Raw genomic sequence first — 17,984 nt, forward strand, 5'->3', positions numbered from 1 at the left:
GGGGCAGTCATTCACAACCCCCAGACTTACGACCACCGGTAGGATCGGCACCATGAGCGGTAGTAGGAAGTATTCGATCAGCCTGCCCGAGGATCTCGCCGAGGCCGTACGCGCCCATGTCGGGCCCGGCGGTTTCTCCGCCTACGTCGCCGAGGCTCTCGAACAGAGGGTCGCCATGGACAAGCTGCGGGAGATCGTCGCCGACTTCGAGACCGACAACGAAGCTCTCACCCGCGAGGAGGTCGAGGCCGCCCGGGCGCTGCTGCGCCACGACCACCGGCAGGCCGGCGGGGCCGCCGCCTGATGCCCGGCACCCTCCTGCTCGACAGCGAAGGACTCTCGAAGCTCTACCGCAAGGACCGCACCGTGGTGGCCCTGGTCCAGGCGGCGTCGGAGGAGGGCGTCCGAGTCGCCACCAGTGCCATGACCACGCTTGAGGCCGACTACGAGCGCATTCACCCGGCCCGCATCAAGTGGGTCCTCTCCCGCGTCGACGTCCACGACGTCACCAAGGAGATCACCGACCGGGCCGCCGTCCTCCTTCGCACCCATCACCTTCACGGCCACAAGTACGCCATCGATGCCGCTCTCGCCGCCATCGCCCGCAACGCGCCCCAACCGGTCACCGTCCTCACCTCCGACCCCGAGGATCTGACACTCCTGTGCGGCCCTTCCGTGGAGGTCGTCAAGGTCTGAGACCGCGTCGCTGCCACGCCGCCCGGCCAAACGCTGTCACCGCATCGCGGGATCGGGGACTCACTGCGGACACACAGCTGTACCCGACCCGCCAACAGGAGGATCGGGCACAGATATTGACATAGCGTCAGACGTTGAAGCGGAACTCCACCACGTCCCCGTCCTGCATCACGTAGTCCTTGCCCTCCATGCGCGCCTTGCCCTTGGCGCGGGCCTCGGCGACGGAGCCGGTGGCGACCAGGTCGTCGAAGGAGATGACCTCGGCCTTGATGAAGCCCTTCTGGAAGTCGGTGTGGATGACACCGGCGGCCTCGGGGGCGGTGGCGCCCTTCTTGATGGTCCAGGCGCGGGATTCCTTGGGGCCGGCGGTCAGGTAGGTCTGCAGGCCCAGGGTGCGAAAGCCGACGTGGGCGAGTGTGGCGAGGCCGGGCTCCTCCTGGCCGACGGACTGGAGGAGCTCCAGCGCCTCGTCCTCCTCCAGTTCGGCGAGGTCCGCCTCCAGCTTGGCGTTGAGGAAGATCGCCTCGGCGGGTGCGACCAGGGCACGCTGCTCGTTCTTGAAGTCCTCGTCGGTCAGCTCGTCCTCGTCGACGTTGAAGACGTAGAGGAAGGGCTTCGTGGTGAGCAGGTGCAGGTCGTGGAGGAGCTCGGCGCGCTCGCTGCCCTGGAGGATACCGTGCGTGAAGAGCGTGTCGCCCTTCTCCAGGATCTCCTTGGCCTCCTCGACCACCTTGACCTTGGGCGCGATGTCCTTCTTGATCCGCGACTCCTTCTGGAGGCGGGGCAGGACCTTCTCGATGGTCTGGAGGTCGGCGAGGATCAGCTCGGTGTTGATCGTCTCGATGTCGTCCTTGGGCGAGACCTTGCCGTCGACGTGGACGACGTTCTCGTCCTTGAAGGCGCGGATGACCTGGCAGATCGCGTCGGACTCGCGGATGTTGGCGAGGAACTTGTTGCCCAGGCCCTCGCCCTCGCTCGCGCCGCGCACGATGCCCGCGATGTCGACGAAGTCGACCGTCGCCGGGAGGACCTTGTCCGAGGAGAAGATCTCCGCCAGCTTCCCCAGACGGGGGTCGGGGACGCCCACGACGCCGACGTTGGGCTCGATCGTGGCGAACGGGTAGTTGGCCGCGAGCACGTCGTTCTTGGTCAGGGCGTTGAACAGGGTCGACTTGCCGACATTCGGCAGACCGACGATTCCGATCGTGAGCGACACGTTGCGACTTCCCGTACATGAGGATGCGGAGGGCGTGGGAGGGCCGGGCAGGGGGCCGATCCACCAGTCTACGGGTTGAATCCTCCCCTCCCTGAAGTGGAGGGGATTCCTGGCTCAGGCTGCCTCCTGGAGCAGCGCTCCAGGAGGTCTTCCGCCATCAACGCCAGCCGGGTCGAGACCAGCCCGGACGAGCATGACGCGTGCGGAGTTCTTGTCCCGTGGGGAGACGGCTGCGCAGGCGGTGCAGGTGTAGGTGCGCTCACCCAGCGGCAGTGCGTGCTTGGCTCTCGCTCCGCACTGTGCGCAGTCCATCGTGGTGTACGCGGGGTGTACGAGGCGGATGTCCCGCCCGTGCTTGCGGCCCATCTCGATCAGGGCCGTCTTGGTGGCGCCGATGGCGGCGTCAGCGGCCTTGCGGGCCATCGTGGACCTGGCCAGGAACCTCGGACGGAAATCCTCGACCGCCATGACGTCATGGTCGCGGACGACCTTCTTCGCCCACTTGCGGCCGGTGTCCGCCCGCTGCCTCGCGACCTTCTTGTGGGCCTTCGCCCGCAGCTTCTTCGCCGTCCGGTAGCCCTTCGATGCGGGCTCGCCCCTCTTCGGCCTGCGGCGGGCCATCATCCGGTCGTACCGGGCCAGCTTCACCCGGGCTTTCCCGCCGTGCCCGGAGTGTGGCAGGTCGTGCGCGTCGGACGTGGTCGTCGCCGTCTCCCCCACCCCCCAGTCGACACCGAGGACCCGACCGGTCTCCGGCAGGGGCTGGAGCTGGGCGGGGACGACGAACGAGCAGTACCAGTGCCCGAGACTGTCCTGGTACACGCGCACCGAGGACGGCTCACCCGGCAACTCCCGCGACCACACCACCGTCACCACGATGCCGCCCGCCAGGTGCAGCCGACCGTCCCTCAGCCGGAACCCGCGCTTCGTGTAATTCAGGGTCGGCAACGCATCACGCCTGGTCTTCCACTTCGGCATCCCCGCCCGACGCGCCACGGGCAGGCGCGCTGTCATGTCCTGGTGTGCCTTGGCGCGGGAGCGGCCGAAGTCGCGGATGACCTGTTGCTGGGGAACGGACGAGCCCTCCCGCAGCCACGGCGTGCGAGCGCGGGCCTCGGTCAGCATCCTGTCGAGCTGGGCCGGGCCGCACGTGGCCTTCTCACCGGCCACCCTGTTGCGCAGGTGCACGGCTCTCGACTTGGCGACGCACTCGTTCCACAGCCAACGACACCGGCCCCACTCCGCCCCCAGGGCGGTGCGGGCAGCGGACGACACCCGCAACCTGTACGTGTACCGCGCATGCCCGACCCCCACACCCGCCCCCACCCGCGCCATCCCGCCCCCCTTCACGACCCCGGCCAGGACACTCTGCCGTCCCGAACCCTGCGAAGGACCATACGTACGACAGCCGCACACACACCCACCGAACCCACAACCACCACCCCGACCAGCGACCACACGTACACGCGTTCGCATCACCTTGTCGGCAGTGCCAGTGCCAGTGCCAGTGGCAGCGGTACGGGCGCTCCGCGCCCTGAACCGGATACGGCGACGCTCCGCGTCGCACCAGCCGGATGCGATCCCTCCCCGGCGTCAACGCCGGAGCCTCCTCACAAGAATCAGGTGACCGGCGCCTGCCCCGCGCGGTGTCGAACGCTCGGCCAAGCCGTGCCCGACGGCGTGTCTGTCGGGCTATTCGGCACATAAACCGACCTAAGTTGGTCCAGTGGAGCAACACAGGACGCGACCTGCGCAGTACGGACCGCGACGGGGCCGGGCGCCGCTGCCCCCACAGGGCCGGGGGGCGGACGGCAGCCGCGCCGCCGGGCGACCGGTCGGGCGGCCCGCCGCACAAGGCTGGGCCGGCGGACCGCACCGGCCGGTCGCGGTGCGGCCGGCGCCCCGGTCCGGTCCGCCGGCACTTCGGTCCGGTCCCCCGGCGGTGCGGGCCGGGCCTTTGGTGGTGCGGGCCGTGCGCCTCCTGCGGGGGATGCCCGGTCTGCGGCTGACCGGGCTGGGCAGTGGCCTGTTCTGCGCGGCCGTGATGCTGGTGCTCGGCTTCCTCGACCAGTTGCTGTTCGGCGCGTCCCTGACGGTGTACGGCGTGCTGTTCCTGCCGGTGTGCCTGCTCACCGCGCTCTGGGTGCGCGCGGGCGACCTGCTGACCGCCCCGGTCGTCGTACCGATCGCCTTCGCCGTGGGCCTGGTGGCCGTCGCCGAGAGCGGCGAGGGGCTGGGAGGACGGCTGATGGGGCTGGTGACCGCCCTCGCCACCGAGGCGGGCTGGCTGTACGGCGGGACCCTGGTCGCGGGATCGACCGTGATCGTCCGGAGGGTCCGGCTGCTGCGCCGCCGCCGGGCCGACGCCGTCGCCGCGGGTCCCGTGCGCCGGCGCCCGGAACCGTCCGCCGGTGTGACGGGGGCGGAGACCCCGCCGGTGTGACGGGGGCGGCGACCCGCCGGTGTGACGGGGCCGGAGACCCCGCCGGTGTGACAGCCCGGCTCAGCCCCCGGCAGGCCGGCCGGCCGCCTGGGACGCCCGCATCGCCGCGCCCACGATCCCTGCGTTGTTCTGGAGCTGGGCGGGGACGATCTCGGCCTGGACGCCCTCGATGTGGTGGAGGAACTTGTGCGCCTTGCGGCTGACCCCGCCGCCGATGACGAACAGGTCGGGCGAGAAGAGCATCTCGACGTGGGCGAGGTAGCGCTGCACACGGTGGGCCCACTGCTCCCAGGACAGGTCCTCGTCGTCCTTGACCTTGCTGGAGGCGCGCTTCTCCGCGTCGTGGCCGTCCAGCTCCAGGTGGCCCAGCTCGCTGTTGGGGACGAGGACGCCGTCGGTGAAGACGGCGCTGCCGATGCCGGTGCCGAAGGTGAGCAGGACGACCGTGCCCTCGCGGTCGCGGCCGGCGCCGAAGCGCATCTCGGCGACGCCCGCCGCGTCCGCGTCGTTGACGACCGTCACGTCGAGCCCGCCCAGCCGCTCACTGAACAGGGCGCGCGCGTCCGTGTCGATCCAGCTCTTGTCGACGTTGGCCGCGGTGCGGACCGTGGCGCCGCCCGTGACCACGCCCGGGAAGGTGAGCCCGACCGGTCCGGTCCAGCCGAAGTGCTCGACGACCTGCTTCACGCCGTCGGCCACGCCGTCGGGGGTCGCCGGGTGCGGGGTCAGTACCTTGCAGCGCTCCTGGGCCAGGTCGCCCCTGTCGAGGTCCACAGGGGCGCCCTTGATCCCGGATCCGCCGATGTCCACGCCGAAGATCTGCATGGGACCACGTTACGACCTGCGACTGAGGGTCACGCCCCGGGCGTACCCGAACCGCCACGCTCCGCCACCAGGGACGCCGCCTCCTCGCGCAGGTCGCGGCGGAGCTCCTTGGGCAGCGAGAAGATGATCGACTCCTCGGCGGCCTTGACGATCTCCACGTCCTCGAAGCCGCGCTGCGACAGCCACTCCAGGACCTGCTCCACCAGGATGTCCGGGACGGAGGCGCCGGAGGTGACACCGACCGTGGTGACGCCCTCCAGCCAGGCCTCGTCGATCTCGTCGGCGAAGTCCACGAGGTACGCGTCGCGGGCACCGGCCTGCTTGGCGACCTCGACGAGGCGCTTGGAGTTGGAGGAGTTGCGGGAGCCGACGACGATCACCAGGTCGGCCTCGGCGCCCATCTGCTTCACGGCGAGCTGACGGTTCTGCGTGGCGTAGCAGATGTCGTCGCTCGGCGGGGAGATGAGCTGCGGGAACTTGTCCTTCAGCGCGTCGACGGTCTCCATGGTCTCGTCGACGGAGAGGGTGGTCTGGGAGAGCCAGACGACCTTCGACGGGTCGCGGACCTCGACCTTGGCGACGTCCTCGGGGCCGTCGACGAGCTGGATGTGGTCGGGCGCCTCGCCGGAGGTGCCGATGACCTCCTCGTGGCCCTCGTGGCCGATCAGGAGGATGTCGTAGTCCTCGTCCGCGAAACGGACGGCTTCCTTGTGCACCTTGGTGACGAGCGGGCAGGTGGCGTCGATGGTGGCGAGCTTGCCGCGCTCGGCCTCCTCGTGGACGACGGGGGCCACGCCGTGCGCGGAGAACATCACGATGTTCCCCTCGGGGACCTCCTCCGTCTGCTCGACGAAGATGGCGCCCTTCTTCTCCAGGGTCTGGACGACGTACTTGTTGTGGACGATCTCGTGCCGGACGTAGACCGGAGCCCCGTACTGCTCCAGGGCTTTCTCGACGGCGATCACGGCGCGGTCCACACCCGCGCAGTAGCCACGGGGGGCGGCGAGCAGGACACGGCGGCCAGGCGAAGCAGTCATGCCACCCATCGTAAGGGTGCGTTCGGCGGGTCAGAGATCGCGTGGGTGCGGCGTTGCCAGGGAGACTGGCCAGGACGATGACGGGGACGTTCCGAGGCACAGTCCGATGCGCTGGCGGAGGCACGATGTCCGAGACCGGTACGGCGGCCCAGGGGGCCGGTGGTGAACACCCGGGAGACCGGGAGAACGGGGAGAACCAGGAGCACCGGCTGAAGCGCAGCCTGGGCTTCAGGGACCTCGTCGTCTACGGGCTGCTGTTCATCGCGCCGATGGCGCCGGTCGGCGTGTTCGGCACGCTGGACGCCAAGTCGCACGGTGCGGTGGCACTGGTGTACGTCCTCGCCACCGTCGCGATGGCGTTCACCGCTTTCAGCTACGCGCAGATGGTGCGGGTGGTCCCCCAGGCGGGGTCGGTGTTCGCGTACGCGCGCGCGGGGCTCGGCAACGGGGTCGGTTTCATCGCCGGCTGGATGGCGATGCTGGACTACGTCCTCATCCCGGCGGTGGCGTATCTCTTCTCCGGCATCGCTATGGAGGCGCTGGTTCCGGAGGTGTCCCGATGGGTGTGGACGGCGATCGCGGTGGTCGTCACCACCCTGCTGAACCTGTGGGGGGTGCGTGCGGCGGCCCGGGTGGGCTTCCTGGTGCTCGCCATGGAGATCGTGGTCCTGCTGGTGTTCGTGGTGGCGGCGGTCGTGGTCCTCGCGCGCGACGGTGCCGAGCGGGGCTGGCTGTCGCCGCTGACCGGGGACGGCACACAGGGGGCGTTCGCGCTGTCGGCGGTGGTCGGCGCGGTGTCGGTGGCGGTGCTGTCGTACCTGGGCTTCGACGCGATCGCGAGCTTCGCGGAGGAGGTCACCGGCGGTTCGGCGAAGGTCGCGCGGGCGCTGCTGTTCTGCCTGGCGCTGGCGGGCGTGCTGTTCATCGCGCAGACGTATCTGGCGGCGCTGCTGGAGCCGGTGTCGTCGGCGCGGCTGGCGGCGGAGCCGGAACGGCAGGGATCGGCGTTCTACGACGCGGTGGACGCGTCCGTGGGGACGTGGCTGCACGACCTGGTGGCGGTGAGCAAGGCGATCGGCGCGGCGTTCGCGGCGCTGGCCGGGCAGGCGGCGGCCGGGCGGCTGCTGTTCGCGATGGGCCGCGACCGGCGGCTGCCGAAGGCACTGTCGCGGACGTACTCCGGGGTGCCGCGCGTGGCGCTGCTGGTCGCGGCCGTGATCACGATGGTGGCGGCGGTGTGGGCGGCGCGGCGGGACGACGGTCTCGACCATCTGGTCTCGGTGGTCGACGTCGGCGCGCTGACCGCGTTCACGCTGCTCCACGCGAGCGTGGTGGGCTGGTTCGCCGTCCGGCGCGGCTCGGGCCCGGTCAGCTGGTGGCGGCATGTGCTGATCCCGGTGCTCGGCGCGGCGATCACGGTCGCGGTGATCGTGGAGGCGTCGAGGGCCGCGCAGGTGGTCGGGGCGATCTGGCTGGTGGTGGGGTTGGTGGTACTGGCGGTGCAGGCGCGCGGGAGGAGAACAGCGGGGGCGTGAGCCGCCGGAGCGGCAGCGGACCGGAACGGCAGCGGCAGCGGCAGCCGCAGCCGCAGCCGACGGGAAGGTGGGCCGGGCCGGGGAGCGGGCGTCGCGCGCCGGGCGGGTTGTCACACCCGGCCGTTACGCTCGAGCGCATGGCTGCCAACTCGACTCCCGAAAGCCCCCTGCCCGTGGGCGAGGTGTCCCGGCTGATCGGAGGCTGGATCGACCGGCTCGGCGCGGTGTGGGTCGAGGGACAGATCACGCAGCTGTCCCGGCGGCCGGGCGCGGGGGTCGTGTTCCTGACGCTGCGCGACCCCTCGTACGACATCTCCGTGAGCGTGACCTGCTACCGGCAGGTGTTCGACGCGGTGGCGGACGTGGTCGGCGAGGGCGCGCGGGTGGTCGTCCACGCCAAACCGGAGTGGTACGCCCCGCGTGGGCAGCTGTCGCTGCGGGCCGCCGAGATCAAACCGGTGGGCGTCGGGGAGCTGCTCGCGCGCCTGGAGCAGCTGAAGAAGGCACTCGCGCGCGAGGGGCTGTTCGCGCCGGAGCGGAAGAAACCGCTGCCGTTCCTGCCGCAGCTGATCGGTCTCGTGTGCGGACGGGCGTCGGCGGCCGAGCGGGACGTCCTGGAGAACGCGCGGCACCGCTGGCCCGCCGTCCGCTTCGAGGTGCGCAACGTCCCCGTGCAGGGCGTGCACGCCGTGCCGCAGGTGGTGCAGGCGGTGAAGGAGCTGGACGCCAAGGACGACGTCGACGTGATCGTCGTCGCGCGGGGTGGTGGCAGCGTGGAGGATCTGCTGCCGTTCTCCGACGAGCAGCTGGTGCGGGCGGTCGCCGCGTGCCGTACGCCGGTCGTCTCGGCGATCGGGCACGAGCCCGACAATCCGCTCCTTGACCATGTCGCCGACCTGCGCGCCTCCACGCCGACCGACGCCGCGAAGAAGGTCGTACCGGACGTCGGCGAGGAGTACGAGCGGGTGCGCCAGCTGCGGGACCGCGCGCGGCGGTGCGTGGCGGCGTACGTGGACCGCGAGGAGCGGGGGCTGGCCCATGCGCTGTCCCGGCCGTCGATACAGGATCCGCACCGGGTGATCGACGAGCGGGCCGAGCAGGTGACGGCGCTGCTGGAGCGGGGCCGCCGCTCGCTGCGGCACCACCTCGACCGGGCCGACTCCGAGCTGACGCACACGCACGCGCGTGTGGTGGCCCTCTCCCCCGCCGCGACCCTGAAGCGCGGGTACGCGGTACTGCAGCGGGCGGACGGCCACGCCGTCCGCGATCCCGGCGAGGTGGAGCAGGGCGAGACGCTGCGCGCACGTGTCAGTGAGGGCGATTTCTCCGTACGAGTCGACGCATAAGGTGGGTGGATGACCAGCGAGGTGGAGCAGCCGACGGCCATGTCCGAGGCGCTCGGTTACGAGCAGGCGCGGGACGAGCTGATCGAGGTCGTACGGCGGCTGGAGGCCGGTGGTACGACGCTGGAGGAGTCCCTCGCCCTGTGGGAGCGGGGCGAGGAGCTGGCGAAGGTCTGCCGCCGCCGGCTGGACGGCGCCCGGGCCCGCCTCGACGCGGCGCTGGCCGAGGAGGCCGGAGCCGACGACGAGGACGGGGACGGGAAGCGCTAGCCGCGGCTACGGGACCACGGCCTACTTCGCGCCGGCCTCCGCGAGAGTGTGCGCGACGAGGGCGTTGGCGTGTCCGTGGCCCAGGCCGTGCTCGTTCTTCAGCCAGGCGACGAGCTCCATGTGCTTGGTGAGCGGCGAGGAGCGGATCAGCTCCTTCCACTCCGCGACCGGGCGGCCGTACTTCTTCTCGATCGACGGGAAGTAGGAGGCGGGGCCCTTCACGGTGGCGGTCATGTCGATGCGATCCCATCTGTGCGAGCTCATGGTCCGAGGCGGTGCAGGCGGTACATGCGGTACATGCGGTACATACAAGCGGTGTACTGCCTTGTACGACCTCGGTGGGCGCCGGAAGTGATCGCCCGGCCGGTGTGATCCGCCTCACTCCACCCCGCTCCGGCGGTCGTGTGAAGCGGATCACCGCACCCTTTTTTTGGTTGAAGGTTGAACTTCTTTGGCGTAGCGTCGTCCTCGTCAACGGCTCCGTGCCGATCCGGGCGGAGCCGACGCACACCCGAGGAAGATCACGTATGTCTCTCGTTCTTGACCCCGCGGCCCAGGACCTGCTGTTCCGCGAGGCCCGCACCGCGAACACCTTCACCGACGAGCCGGTGACCGACGAGCAGGTGCAGGCGATCTACGACCTGGTCAAGTACGGCCCGACCGCCTTCAACCAGTCGCCGCTGCGCATCACGCTGGTCCGCTCCCCCGAGGCCCGCGAGCGTCTCGTCCAGCACATGGCCGAGGGCAACCGGCCCAAGACGGCCACCGCCCCGCTGGTCGCGATCCTCTCCGCGGACAACGAGTTCCACGAGGAGCTGCCGCAGCTCATGCCGCACGCCCCGCAGATCGCGGACGCCTTCTTCAGCGAGCGTCCGGTCCGCGAGGGTGCCGCCACGCTGAACGCCGCCCTGCAGGCCGCCTACTTCATCGTCGGTGTCCGCGCCGCGGGCCTGGCCGCCGGCCCGATGACCGGCCTCGACTTCGACGGTCTCCGCAAGGAGTTCCTGGACGACGACCACACCCCGCTGATGGTCGTCAACATCGGCCGCCCGGGCCCGGAGGCGTGGTTCCCGCGTTCCCCGCGCCTCGAGTTCGACCAGGTCGTCACCACGGTCTGAGACCGGCGCGCCGACGAGTCCGGAATTCTGGGGCCAAGGCGCTCCGCGCGTACGACGAAGCCCCCCGGCACAACCGGGGGGCTTCGTCGTACGCGCGGAGTACGGCGGTCGCTCACGCCAGCTTCAGCGCCGCCGCCATCTGCTTCAGCTGGTCGAAGGTTCCCGTGCCGGCCACGACCGTCGTCGCGCCCTTCGTGCCGTCGGTGTCGTGCAGCACCAGCGCGTCGTACCGGCCGCCCGTGTACCGGGCCCACGTCCGGCCGCCGATCTCCTCGGTGGTCTCGGTGCGCCGCGCGCCCTGGCTGGCCTCGTCGATGAAGGCGGACGGCTTCTGCGTGGACTGCTTGATCTCCACGTACTCGCCGTCGGGCGCGTGGTAGCCCAGGCGCCAGGTGTCGAAGTCGTCACCCCGGTAGCCGACGGAGGTCGGCTTCCAGTCCTTGGACAGGCCCTCGGGCGCCGCCACCGGGTACGGCGCGGCGCGGCGCGCGGTGATCAGCTCGACCGAGTAGTCGACCCGCTTGAGGTCCGGCTCACCGTCGTCGTGCGGGATGAAAAGCCACATGACCAGTCCCGCGAGGACGATGACACCCAGGGAGAGGACCATGTCCCGGGCCGTCTTCTGCTTGCCTTTCGTACCTGCCACGCCCCTATCGTCGCAGGTCCCCGCTGCGCTCATACGTGGGGTCCCCTGCTCATTCTGTCGGACTGGCGATAGAGTCTGGGCCATACCCTCATCCGGCCGTCGTCGTATCAGAAAGGTGCGTTCCGATGACCGAGCACCACCTGCCGTCCGAGCTGGACGTCCCCTCGGAGGCCCCCGACCGCAACCTCGCCATGGAACTCGTGCGGGTCACCGAAGCCGCTGCCATGGCCGCCGGCCGCTGGGTCGGGCGCGGTGACAAGAACGGCGCCGACGGTGCCGCGGTCCGCGCCATGCGGACCCTCGTCCACACCGTCTCGATGAACGGCGTCGTCGTCATCGGCGAGGGCGAGAAGGACGAAGCCCCGATGCTCTTCAACGGGGAGCGGGTCGGCGACGGGACCGGAGCCGAGGTCGACATCGCCGTCGACCCGATCGACGGCACCACACTGACCGCCAACGGCATGACCAACGCGATCGCGGTGCTGGCCGCCGCCGAACGCGGCTCCATGTTCGACCCGTCCGCGGTCTTCTACATGGACAAGCTGGTCACCGGCCCGGAGGCCGCCGACTTCGTCGACATCAACGCGCCCGTGTCCGTGAACATCCGCCGGGTCGCCAAGGCCAAGCGCCGCACCCCCGAGGACGTCACCGTCGTCCTCCTCGACCGCCCCCGGCACCAGGGCCTCATCAAGGAGGTCCGGGAGACCGGCGCCCGCATCAAGCTGATCTCCGACGGTGATGTGGCCGGCTCCATCCTGGCGCTGCGCGAGGGCACCGGCATCGATCTGCTGCTCGGTGTCGGCGGTACCCCGGAGGGCATCATCTCGGCCTGTGCCGTGAAGTGCCTGGGCGGCACCATCCAGGGCAAGCTGTGGCCCAAGGACAACGAGGAGCGGCAGCGCGCGATCGACGCCGGGCACGACCTGGACCGTGTGCTGACCACCGACGACCTGGTCTCCGGGGACAACGTCTTCTTCGTCGCCACCGGCATCACCGACGGTGAGCTGCTGCGGGGAGTGCGGTACCGGTCCGAGACGGCCACGACCGACTCGATCGTGATGCGGTCCAAGTCGGGCACGGTGCGGCGGATCGACTCCGAGCACCGGCTGAGCAAGCTGCGGGCCTACAGCGCGGTGGACTTCGACCGGGCGAAGTGACTCCGTCCGCGTCGGCTTCGCGGGGCGCCCACCGAACCGGGGGTGCCTGTCGCGTGGCGTGACGAAGGCGCCCCCCTTGTGCGGAGGGGGGCGCCTTCGCCCTGTGCCGGGGCGCCTTCGTCCCCTGCGGGGGCGCCGCCTTCGTCGGCGTCCGTGTCAGCCGGCTGCGGCTATGCGGCCCGCCGCGGTGCGGGACGCCTTCTTGAGCTCGACGTCGCGGCGGCGGCGACGGGCCAGGACCACGCGGCGTTCGGCGGCGGTGAGGCCACCCCAGACGCCGTAGGGCTCGGGCTGCAGGAGGGCGTGCTCGCGGCACTCGACCATGACCGGACAGCGCGCGCAGACGCGCTTGGCCGCCTCCTCGCGGGAGAGCCGGGCGGCGGTGGGTTCCTTGGAGGGTGCGAAGAACAGTCCGGCCTCGTCGCGCCGGCACACCGCCTCGGTGTGCCAGGGAGCGTCTTGGCCCCTGTCCCGCACGGGCACCCGCTGGGCCGGAACAGCGGCTACCTGCAGGGACGAAGGCGGCGGTTGCAGCACGGTCTACTCCTGACGACGGCTTCGCGAGCGAGAGACGATGCGTCAAGGCTTACCCGTTGTACGCGTGCCTATGCACTGGGTTCCCAACCGTGATCGGCAACGCGCTACACGTGCTTGCGCAAACCCTTCTCGACCTTGCGGTGCACCCGGTGGAGAATGTCCGCGACGACCTTGCCGCGCTTGGGGCGCGCCTCGACGGCGCCGAAGACGGCCCAGCCGTCCACGTAGACGACGGGGGCCTCGGCCTCGGGCGAGTCGAGCGCGTCGACCTCGAAGTTGCCGAGCACTCCGCCGCCCGCACCGCGCAGCGACACGTTCTCCGGGACGCGCACCTCGACGCTGCCGAAGACGGCGAACGCCTTGATCACGACCTGCTGGTGCTGGAAAATCGCCTCGCTGAGGTCTATCTCGACGCCGCCGAAGACCGCGTACGCGTGGATGCGGCGGCCCACCCGCCAGCGGCCCTTGCGGACGGCCCCGCTGAAGACCGCCACCACGTTCTCCTCGGGGTCCGCCGGGACGGCTCCGGCGGTGGGGCGGTCGGGGGCCGGGGCGGCGGCCGGCCGGCCGGCGTGTGCGGCGGGCAGGTCCCGCACGAAGACGTCCAGCTCACCGACCGTCTTGGCGGCCAGCACGCCCTCGACCCGGTCGGCGTGCTCCTCGGCGGTGAGCCGCCCCTCGGCGAGGGCGTCGCGCAGCATGTCGGCGATGCGGTCCCGGTCGGCGTCCGAGGCGCGCATCTCGGAGACGCGCGCCTCGGCGACACGCGGCGCGGCATCCTGGGGTTGGGCGTGCTTCTGAAGGTCCACGGCAGCAGCGTACCGAAACGCGATAGATCGCGACTAGCCCCTGTGGGCAACCTTGTCGCGGCCGACAGGCGTCGACAACCGCCGACAGCGACCGACAGTCGCCACGAGCCCTCGGCGGCCTACTGAGCCTTACCTCACAAGCCCGGCGCCGACCGCAGGTTTTACGCTGGTGGACGCTGCCAACGGAGGCCAGCCGTCGTTGCTGAGGAATCCAGCCGCGCGTCATGCCGAGTGAGGAATGGGCGAGATGCCTGAGTTCGCGTACACCGATCTGCTCCCCCAGGGAGAGGACACCACCCCGTACCGGCTGGTGACCTCCGAGGGTGTCTCCACCTTCGAGGCCGACGGGCGGACCTTCCTCAAGGTGGAGCCCGAGGCGCTGCGCAAGCTGGCCGAGGAGGCCATCCACGACATCCAGCACTACCTGCGCCCCGCCCACCTGGCACAGCTGCGCCGCATCATCGACGACCCCGAGGCGTCGGGCAACGACAAGTTCGTGGCGCTGGACCTGCTGAAGAACGCGAACATCGCGGCGGCGGGCGTGCTGCCCATGTGCCAGGACACCGGCACGGCGATCGTCATGGGCAAGCGCGGCCAGAACGTGCTGACGGCGGGCGGCGACGAGGAGTCCCTGAGCCGGGGCGTCTACGACGCGTACAAGAACCTGAACCTGCGCTACTCGCAGATGGCCCCGCTCACCATGTGGGAGGAGAAGAACACCGGCTCGAACCTCCCGGCCCAGATCGAGCTGTACGCGACCGACGGCGGCGCCTACAAGTTCCTGTTCATGGCGAAGGGCGGCGGCTCCGCCAACAAGTCGTTCCTCTACCAGGAGACGAAGGCCGTCCTGAACGAGGCCTCCATGATGAAGTTCCTGGAGGAGAAGATCCGCTCGCTCGGTACGGCCGCCTGCCCGCCGTACCACCTGGCGATCGTGGTCGGCGGTACGTCGGCCGAGTACGCGCTGAAGACCGCGAAGTACGCCTCCGCGCACTACCTGGACGAGATCCCGGCCGAGGGATCCGAGCTCGGGCACGGCTTCCGGGACCAGGACCTGGAGGAGAAGGTCTTCGAGCTGACGCAGAAGATCGGCATCGGCGCGCAGTTCGGCGGCAAGTACTTCTGCCACGACGTGCGCGTGGTGCGCCTGCCGAGGCACGGGGCGTCCTGCCCGGTCGCCATCGCCGTGTCCTGCTCGGCGGACCGGCAGGCGGTCGCCAAGATCACCGCCGAGGGCGTCTTCCTGGAGCAGCTGGAGACCGACCCGGCGCGGTTCCTGCCGGAGACGACGGACGAGCACCTCGACGAGGCCGGGGACGTCGTGAAGGTCGACCTCAACCAGCCGATGGACGACATCCTGGCCGAGCTGACGAAGCACCCGGTCAAGACCCGGCTCTCCCTCACCGGCCCGCTGGTCGTGGCCCGCGACATCGCGCACGCCAAGATCAAGGAGCGGCTGGACGCGGGCGAGGAGATGCCGCAGTACCTGAAGGACCACCCGGTGTACTACGCCGGTCCGGCGAAGACGCCCGAGGGGTACGCGTCCGGGTCCTTCGGTCCGACGACCGCCGGGCGCATGGACTCCTACGTGGAGCAGTTCCAGGCGGCGGGCGGCTCCAGGGTGATGCTGGCCAAGGGCAACCGGAGCAAGCAGGTCACCGACGCGTGCGACGCGCACGGCGGCTTCTACCTCGGCTCCATCGGCGGACCGGCGGCCCGGCTCGCCCAGGACTGCATCAAGAAGGTCGAGGTCGTCGAGTACGAGGAGCTCGGCATGGAGGCGGTCTGGAAGATCGAGGTCGAGGACTTCCCGGCGTTCATCGTGGTGGACGACAAGGGCAACGACTTCTTCCAGGACCCGGCGCCGGCGCCGACGTTCACGAGCATTCCGGTACGGGGCCCCGGGCTCGCCTGAGCCAGGCCGGTGACGGTTCACCTCCACGGGGAACAGTGGTCGCGTCCAGGACGCTGTGACACGTGGAGGTGATCGTCGATGGCCGACGAGCAGGACAGCACCGAGTACCGCACCGAGCACGACTCCATGGGTGAGGTGCGGGTCCCCGCCCACGCCAAGTGGCGTGCCCAGACGCAGCGCGCGGTGGAGAACTTCCCCGTCTCCGGGCAGCGCATCGAACGCGCGCACATCGAGGCACTCGCCCGGATCAAGGGCGCGGCGGCCAAGGTCAACGCCGAGCTGGGAGTCCTGGACGAGGACGTCGCCGGCGCGATCCAGGAGGCGGCCGGGGAGGTCGCGGAGGGCAAGTGGGACGCGCACTTCCCCGTGGACGTGTTCCAGACGGGGTCGGGGACCTCGTCCAACATGAACACCAACGAGGTGATCGCCACCCTCGCCACCGAGCGGCTCGGCCGGGACGTGCACCCCAACGACCACGTCAACGCCTCCCAGTCGTCCAACGACGTCTTCCCGTCCTCCATCCACATCGCCGCCACCGCCGCCGTCAGCCGCGACCTGATCCCGGCCCTGGACCACCTCGCCGGGGCCCTGGAGCGCAAGGCGGAGGAGTTCGCCGACGTCGTGAAGTCCGGGCGTACGCACCTCATGGACGCCACGCCGGTCACGCTGGGGCAGGAGTTCGGCGGGTACGCGGCCCAGGTGCGGTACGGCGTCGAGCGGCTCAACGCCTCCCTCCCCCGGCTCGCCGAGCTGCCGCTGGGCGGCACCGCGGTCGGTACCGGCATCAACACCCCGCCCGGCTTCTCCGCCGCCGTCATCGAGGAGGTGGCCCGCGCGACCGGGCTGCCGCTGACCGAGGCCCGCGACCACTTCGAGGCGCAGGGCGCCCGGGACGGCATCGTGGAGACGAGCGGGCAGCTGCGGACCATCGGCGTCGGCCTGACGAAGATCGCGAACGACCTGCGGTGGATGGCGTCCGGGCCGCGCACGGGCCTCGCGGAGATCTCGCTGCCCGACCTCCAGCCGGGCTCGTCCATCATGCCGGGCAAGGTAAACCCGGTCATCCCGGAGGCCGTGCTCATGGTCGCCGCCCAGGTCACCGGCAACGACGCGACCGTCGCCGCCGCCGGTGCGGCCGGCAACTTCGAGCTCAACGTCATGCTGCCGGTCATCGCCAAGAACGTCCTGGAGTCGGTCCGGCTGCTCGTGAACGTCTCCCGGCTGCTCGCCGACCGGACCGTCGACGGCGTCGTCGCCCACCGGGAACGGGCCCGCGAGTACGCCGAGTCCTCGCCGTCCGTGGTGACGCCGCTCAACAAGTACATCGGGTACGAGGAGGCCGCCAAGGTCGCCAAGAAGGCACTGGCCGAGCGGAAGACGATCCGCCAGGTCGTGCTGGAGGGCGGGTACGTCGAGCGCGGCGACCTCACGCACGAGCAGCTGGACGAGGCGCTGGACGTACTGCGGATGACCCGTCCGTGACCGGAGGCCCGTCGTGAGCGCTCGAAGCGCTGGAAGTACTTGAATTACTTGTAGACGTTTGTGCGCGTTCGTGAGCGTTCACGCGTGTTCGTGAGCGCGCACGGACGCGGGCGCTCCTGCGCGATCACCGGCGCGTCGTGTGGCCAGGGCACCTAATATCTGTCCATGGCAGACGGTGAAGCGGTGAGCGCCGCGACGGAAGCGGAGTCGGAGGCGGACGGCCCGGCCGCCCCGGCGAGGTACTGGGCGCCCGGCAGCCACATCCTGTGGCGGTACCGGGAGAACGGCGGCCCGCACCTCCACATCGCCCGCCCCGTCACCGTCGTACGCGACGACGCCGACCTGCTCGCCGTGTGGCTGGCGCCCGGCACCGAGTGTGTGAAGCCGGTGCTCGCCGACGGTACGCCGGTGCACCTGGAACCGCTGGCGTCGCGCTACACCAGGCCGCGCACCGTGCAGCGCGACCGGTGGTTCGGCACGGGTGTGCTGAAGCTGGCGCGGCCCGGCGAGCCCTGGTCGGTGTGGCTGTTCTGGGATCCGGGCTGGCGGTTCAAGAACTGGTACGTGAACCTGGAGGAGCCGCTGACCCGCTGGGAGGGCGGCGTCGACTCCGAGGACCACTTCCTGGACATCTCCGTCCACCCGGACCGCACCTGGCACTGGCGGGACGAGGACGAGTTCGCGCAGGCCCAGCGGGACCGGCTGGTGGACGCCCGGCTCGCCGGGCGGGTGCGGAAGGCGGGGCGCGCCGCGGTGGCCCGGATCCGCGCCTGGGGGCCGCCGTTCACGGACGGCTGGGAACACTGGCGACCCGATCCGTCCTGGGCGGTACCTTCGCTGCCGGGGGACTGGGACCGCACGCCCGCGCACGTGTCCTCATGAGACCCTTGATACGCCCCCGGGCAAGAAACGTAGGATCGTCCTCCGCAAGGCAGCGCGGCAGCAAAGGCAGCAA

At 70.6% G+C, this 17,984-nt stretch carries 19 protein-coding genes; 11 read left to right on the top strand and 8 right to left on the bottom strand.

The features are described 5' to 3' along the window. Window positions 1-52: 52 nt before the first annotated feature. Window positions 53-304 (top strand): hypothetical protein, encoded by a 252-nt coding sequence (locus tag QC283_RS04575; RefSeq protein WP_018845686.1) that lies wholly within the window; start codon window positions 53-55, stop codon window positions 302-304. Further along, window positions 304-696 carry a DNA-binding protein gene (locus QC283_RS04580; RefSeq protein WP_279560030.1) on the top strand — a complete coding sequence of 131 codons (393 nt, stop codon included), beginning with the start codon at window positions 304-306 and terminating at the stop codon, window positions 694-696. The genes QC283_RS04575 and QC283_RS04580 overlap by 1 nt, the downstream gene beginning before the upstream one ends. A 127-nt stretch (window positions 697-823) precedes the next feature. Here QC283_RS04580 and ychF read toward each other — a convergent pair whose 3' ends face one another. Both ychF and QC283_RS04590 read right to left on the bottom strand, forming a co-directional pair. After that, window positions 824-1,912, bottom strand: a complete 1,089-nt coding sequence (gene ychF / locus QC283_RS04585; RefSeq protein ID WP_279560031.1) for a redox-regulated ATPase YchF — start codon at window positions 1,910-1,912, stop codon at window positions 824-826. Window positions 1,913-2,026: 114 nt separating this feature from the next. Beyond that, window positions 2,027-3,247, bottom strand: a complete 1,221-nt coding sequence (locus QC283_RS04590) for an RNA-guided endonuclease InsQ/TnpB family protein (protein WP_279560032.1) — start codon at window positions 3,245-3,247, stop codon at window positions 2,027-2,029. Between the two features lie 391 nt (window positions 3,248-3,638). On the opposite strand from QC283_RS04590, the gene QC283_RS04595 reads away from it, so the two are divergent. Next, a complete protein-coding gene (locus tag QC283_RS04595) occupies window positions 3,639-4,355 on the top strand; it encodes a DUF6542 domain-containing protein (RefSeq protein ID WP_279560033.1) in 717 nt (238 codons plus the stop codon). A 60-nt stretch (window positions 4,356-4,415) separates the two neighbouring features. Here the strand turns inward: QC283_RS04595 and ppgK are convergent, their stop codons facing one another. Both ppgK and QC283_RS04605 read right to left on the bottom strand, forming a co-directional pair. Then, window positions 4,416-5,180, bottom strand: coding sequence for a polyphosphate--glucose phosphotransferase (gene ppgK, locus QC283_RS04600; protein ID WP_279560034.1), 765 nt, complete (start codon window positions 5,178-5,180; stop codon window positions 4,416-4,418). A 29-nt stretch (window positions 5,181-5,209) separates the two neighbouring features. Then, the gene (locus tag QC283_RS04605) at window positions 5,210-6,226 is read right to left on the bottom strand and encodes a 4-hydroxy-3-methylbut-2-enyl diphosphate reductase (protein WP_279560035.1); all 1,017 of its coding nucleotides are present in this window, start codon (window positions 6,224-6,226) and stop codon (window positions 5,210-5,212) included. A gap of 116 nt (window positions 6,227-6,342) precedes the next feature. Here QC283_RS04605 and QC283_RS04610 point away from each other — a divergent pair, with 116 nt between their 5' ends. The 3 genes from QC283_RS04610 to QC283_RS04620 all read left to right on the top strand — a co-directional run bounded on the left by QC283_RS04610 (window position 6,343) and on the right by QC283_RS04620 (window position 9,365). Beyond that, window positions 6,343-7,752, top strand: coding sequence for an APC family permease (locus QC283_RS04610; RefSeq protein WP_279560036.1), 1,410 nt, complete (start codon window positions 6,343-6,345; stop codon window positions 7,750-7,752). Window positions 7,753-7,889: 137 nt separating this feature from the next. Continuing rightward, a complete protein-coding gene (gene xseA / locus QC283_RS04615; RefSeq protein ID WP_279560037.1) occupies window positions 7,890-9,098 on the top strand; it encodes an exodeoxyribonuclease VII large subunit in 1,209 nt (402 codons plus the stop codon). A gap of 9 nt (window positions 9,099-9,107) precedes the next feature. Next, window positions 9,108-9,365 carry an exodeoxyribonuclease VII small subunit gene (locus tag QC283_RS04620; RefSeq protein ID WP_279560038.1) on the top strand — a complete coding sequence of 86 codons (258 nt, stop codon included), beginning with the start codon at window positions 9,108-9,110 and terminating at the stop codon, window positions 9,363-9,365. A 21-nt stretch (window positions 9,366-9,386) separates the two neighbouring features. On the opposite strand, the gene QC283_RS04625 is transcribed toward QC283_RS04620, so the two are convergent. Further along, window positions 9,387-9,599 (bottom strand): DUF4287 domain-containing protein, encoded by a 213-nt coding sequence (locus QC283_RS04625; protein WP_279560039.1) that lies wholly within the window; start codon window positions 9,597-9,599, stop codon window positions 9,387-9,389. Between the two features lie 293 nt (window positions 9,600-9,892). Here QC283_RS04625 and QC283_RS04630 point away from each other — a divergent pair, with 293 nt between their 5' ends. Further along, window positions 9,893-10,483, top strand: a complete 591-nt coding sequence (locus QC283_RS04630) for a malonic semialdehyde reductase (RefSeq protein ID WP_279560040.1) — start codon at window positions 9,893-9,895, stop codon at window positions 10,481-10,483. 112 nt (window positions 10,484-10,595) lie between these two features. Here QC283_RS04630 and QC283_RS04635 read toward each other — a convergent pair whose 3' ends face one another. Further along, a complete protein-coding gene (locus tag QC283_RS04635; RefSeq protein WP_279560041.1) occupies window positions 10,596-11,129 on the bottom strand; it encodes a DUF4245 domain-containing protein in 534 nt (177 codons plus the stop codon). Window positions 11,130-11,254: 125 nt separating this feature from the next. Here QC283_RS04635 and glpX point away from each other — a divergent pair, with 125 nt between their 5' ends. After that, window positions 11,255-12,286, top strand: a complete 1,032-nt coding sequence (gene glpX, locus QC283_RS04640; RefSeq protein ID WP_279560042.1) for a class II fructose-bisphosphatase — start codon at window positions 11,255-11,257, stop codon at window positions 12,284-12,286. 156 nt (window positions 12,287-12,442) lie between these two features. Here glpX and QC283_RS04645 read toward each other — a convergent pair whose 3' ends face one another. Together QC283_RS04645 and QC283_RS04650 are read right to left on the bottom strand one after the other, a co-directional pair. After that, window positions 12,443-12,823, bottom strand: a complete 381-nt coding sequence (locus QC283_RS04645; RefSeq protein WP_279560043.1) for a WhiB family transcriptional regulator — start codon at window positions 12,821-12,823, stop codon at window positions 12,443-12,445. A gap of 104 nt (window positions 12,824-12,927) precedes the next feature. Further along, window positions 12,928-13,632: a DUF1707 SHOCT-like domain-containing protein gene (locus QC283_RS04650; protein ID WP_443032536.1), complete on the bottom strand. Its 705-nt coding sequence runs from the start codon at window positions 13,630-13,632 to the stop codon at window positions 12,928-12,930. Window positions 13,633-13,879: 247 nt separating this feature from the next. Between QC283_RS04650 and QC283_RS04655 the strand changes: the two genes are divergently transcribed. The 3 genes from QC283_RS04655 (at window position 13,880) to fomD (ending at window position 17,911) form a co-directional block, all read left to right on the top strand. Then, window positions 13,880-15,547, top strand: coding sequence for a fumarate hydratase (locus QC283_RS04655; RefSeq protein ID WP_279560044.1), 1,668 nt, complete (start codon window positions 13,880-13,882; stop codon window positions 15,545-15,547). A gap of 78 nt (window positions 15,548-15,625) precedes the next feature. Then, window positions 15,626-17,029 (top strand): class II fumarate hydratase, encoded by a 1,404-nt coding sequence (locus QC283_RS04660; RefSeq protein WP_279560045.1) that lies wholly within the window; start codon window positions 15,626-15,628, stop codon window positions 17,027-17,029. 165 nt (window positions 17,030-17,194) lie between these two features. Continuing rightward, the gene (gene fomD, locus QC283_RS04665) at window positions 17,195-17,911 is read left to right on the top strand and encodes a cytidylyl-2-hydroxypropylphosphonate hydrolase (RefSeq protein WP_279560046.1); all 717 of its coding nucleotides are present in this window, start codon (window positions 17,195-17,197) and stop codon (window positions 17,909-17,911) included. Window positions 17,912-17,984 lie beyond the last annotated feature (73 nt).

The organism is Streptomyces sp. DH41 (genome assembly GCF_029813785.1).
GTDB lineage: Bacteria > Actinomycetota > Actinomycetes > Streptomycetales > Streptomycetaceae > Streptomyces.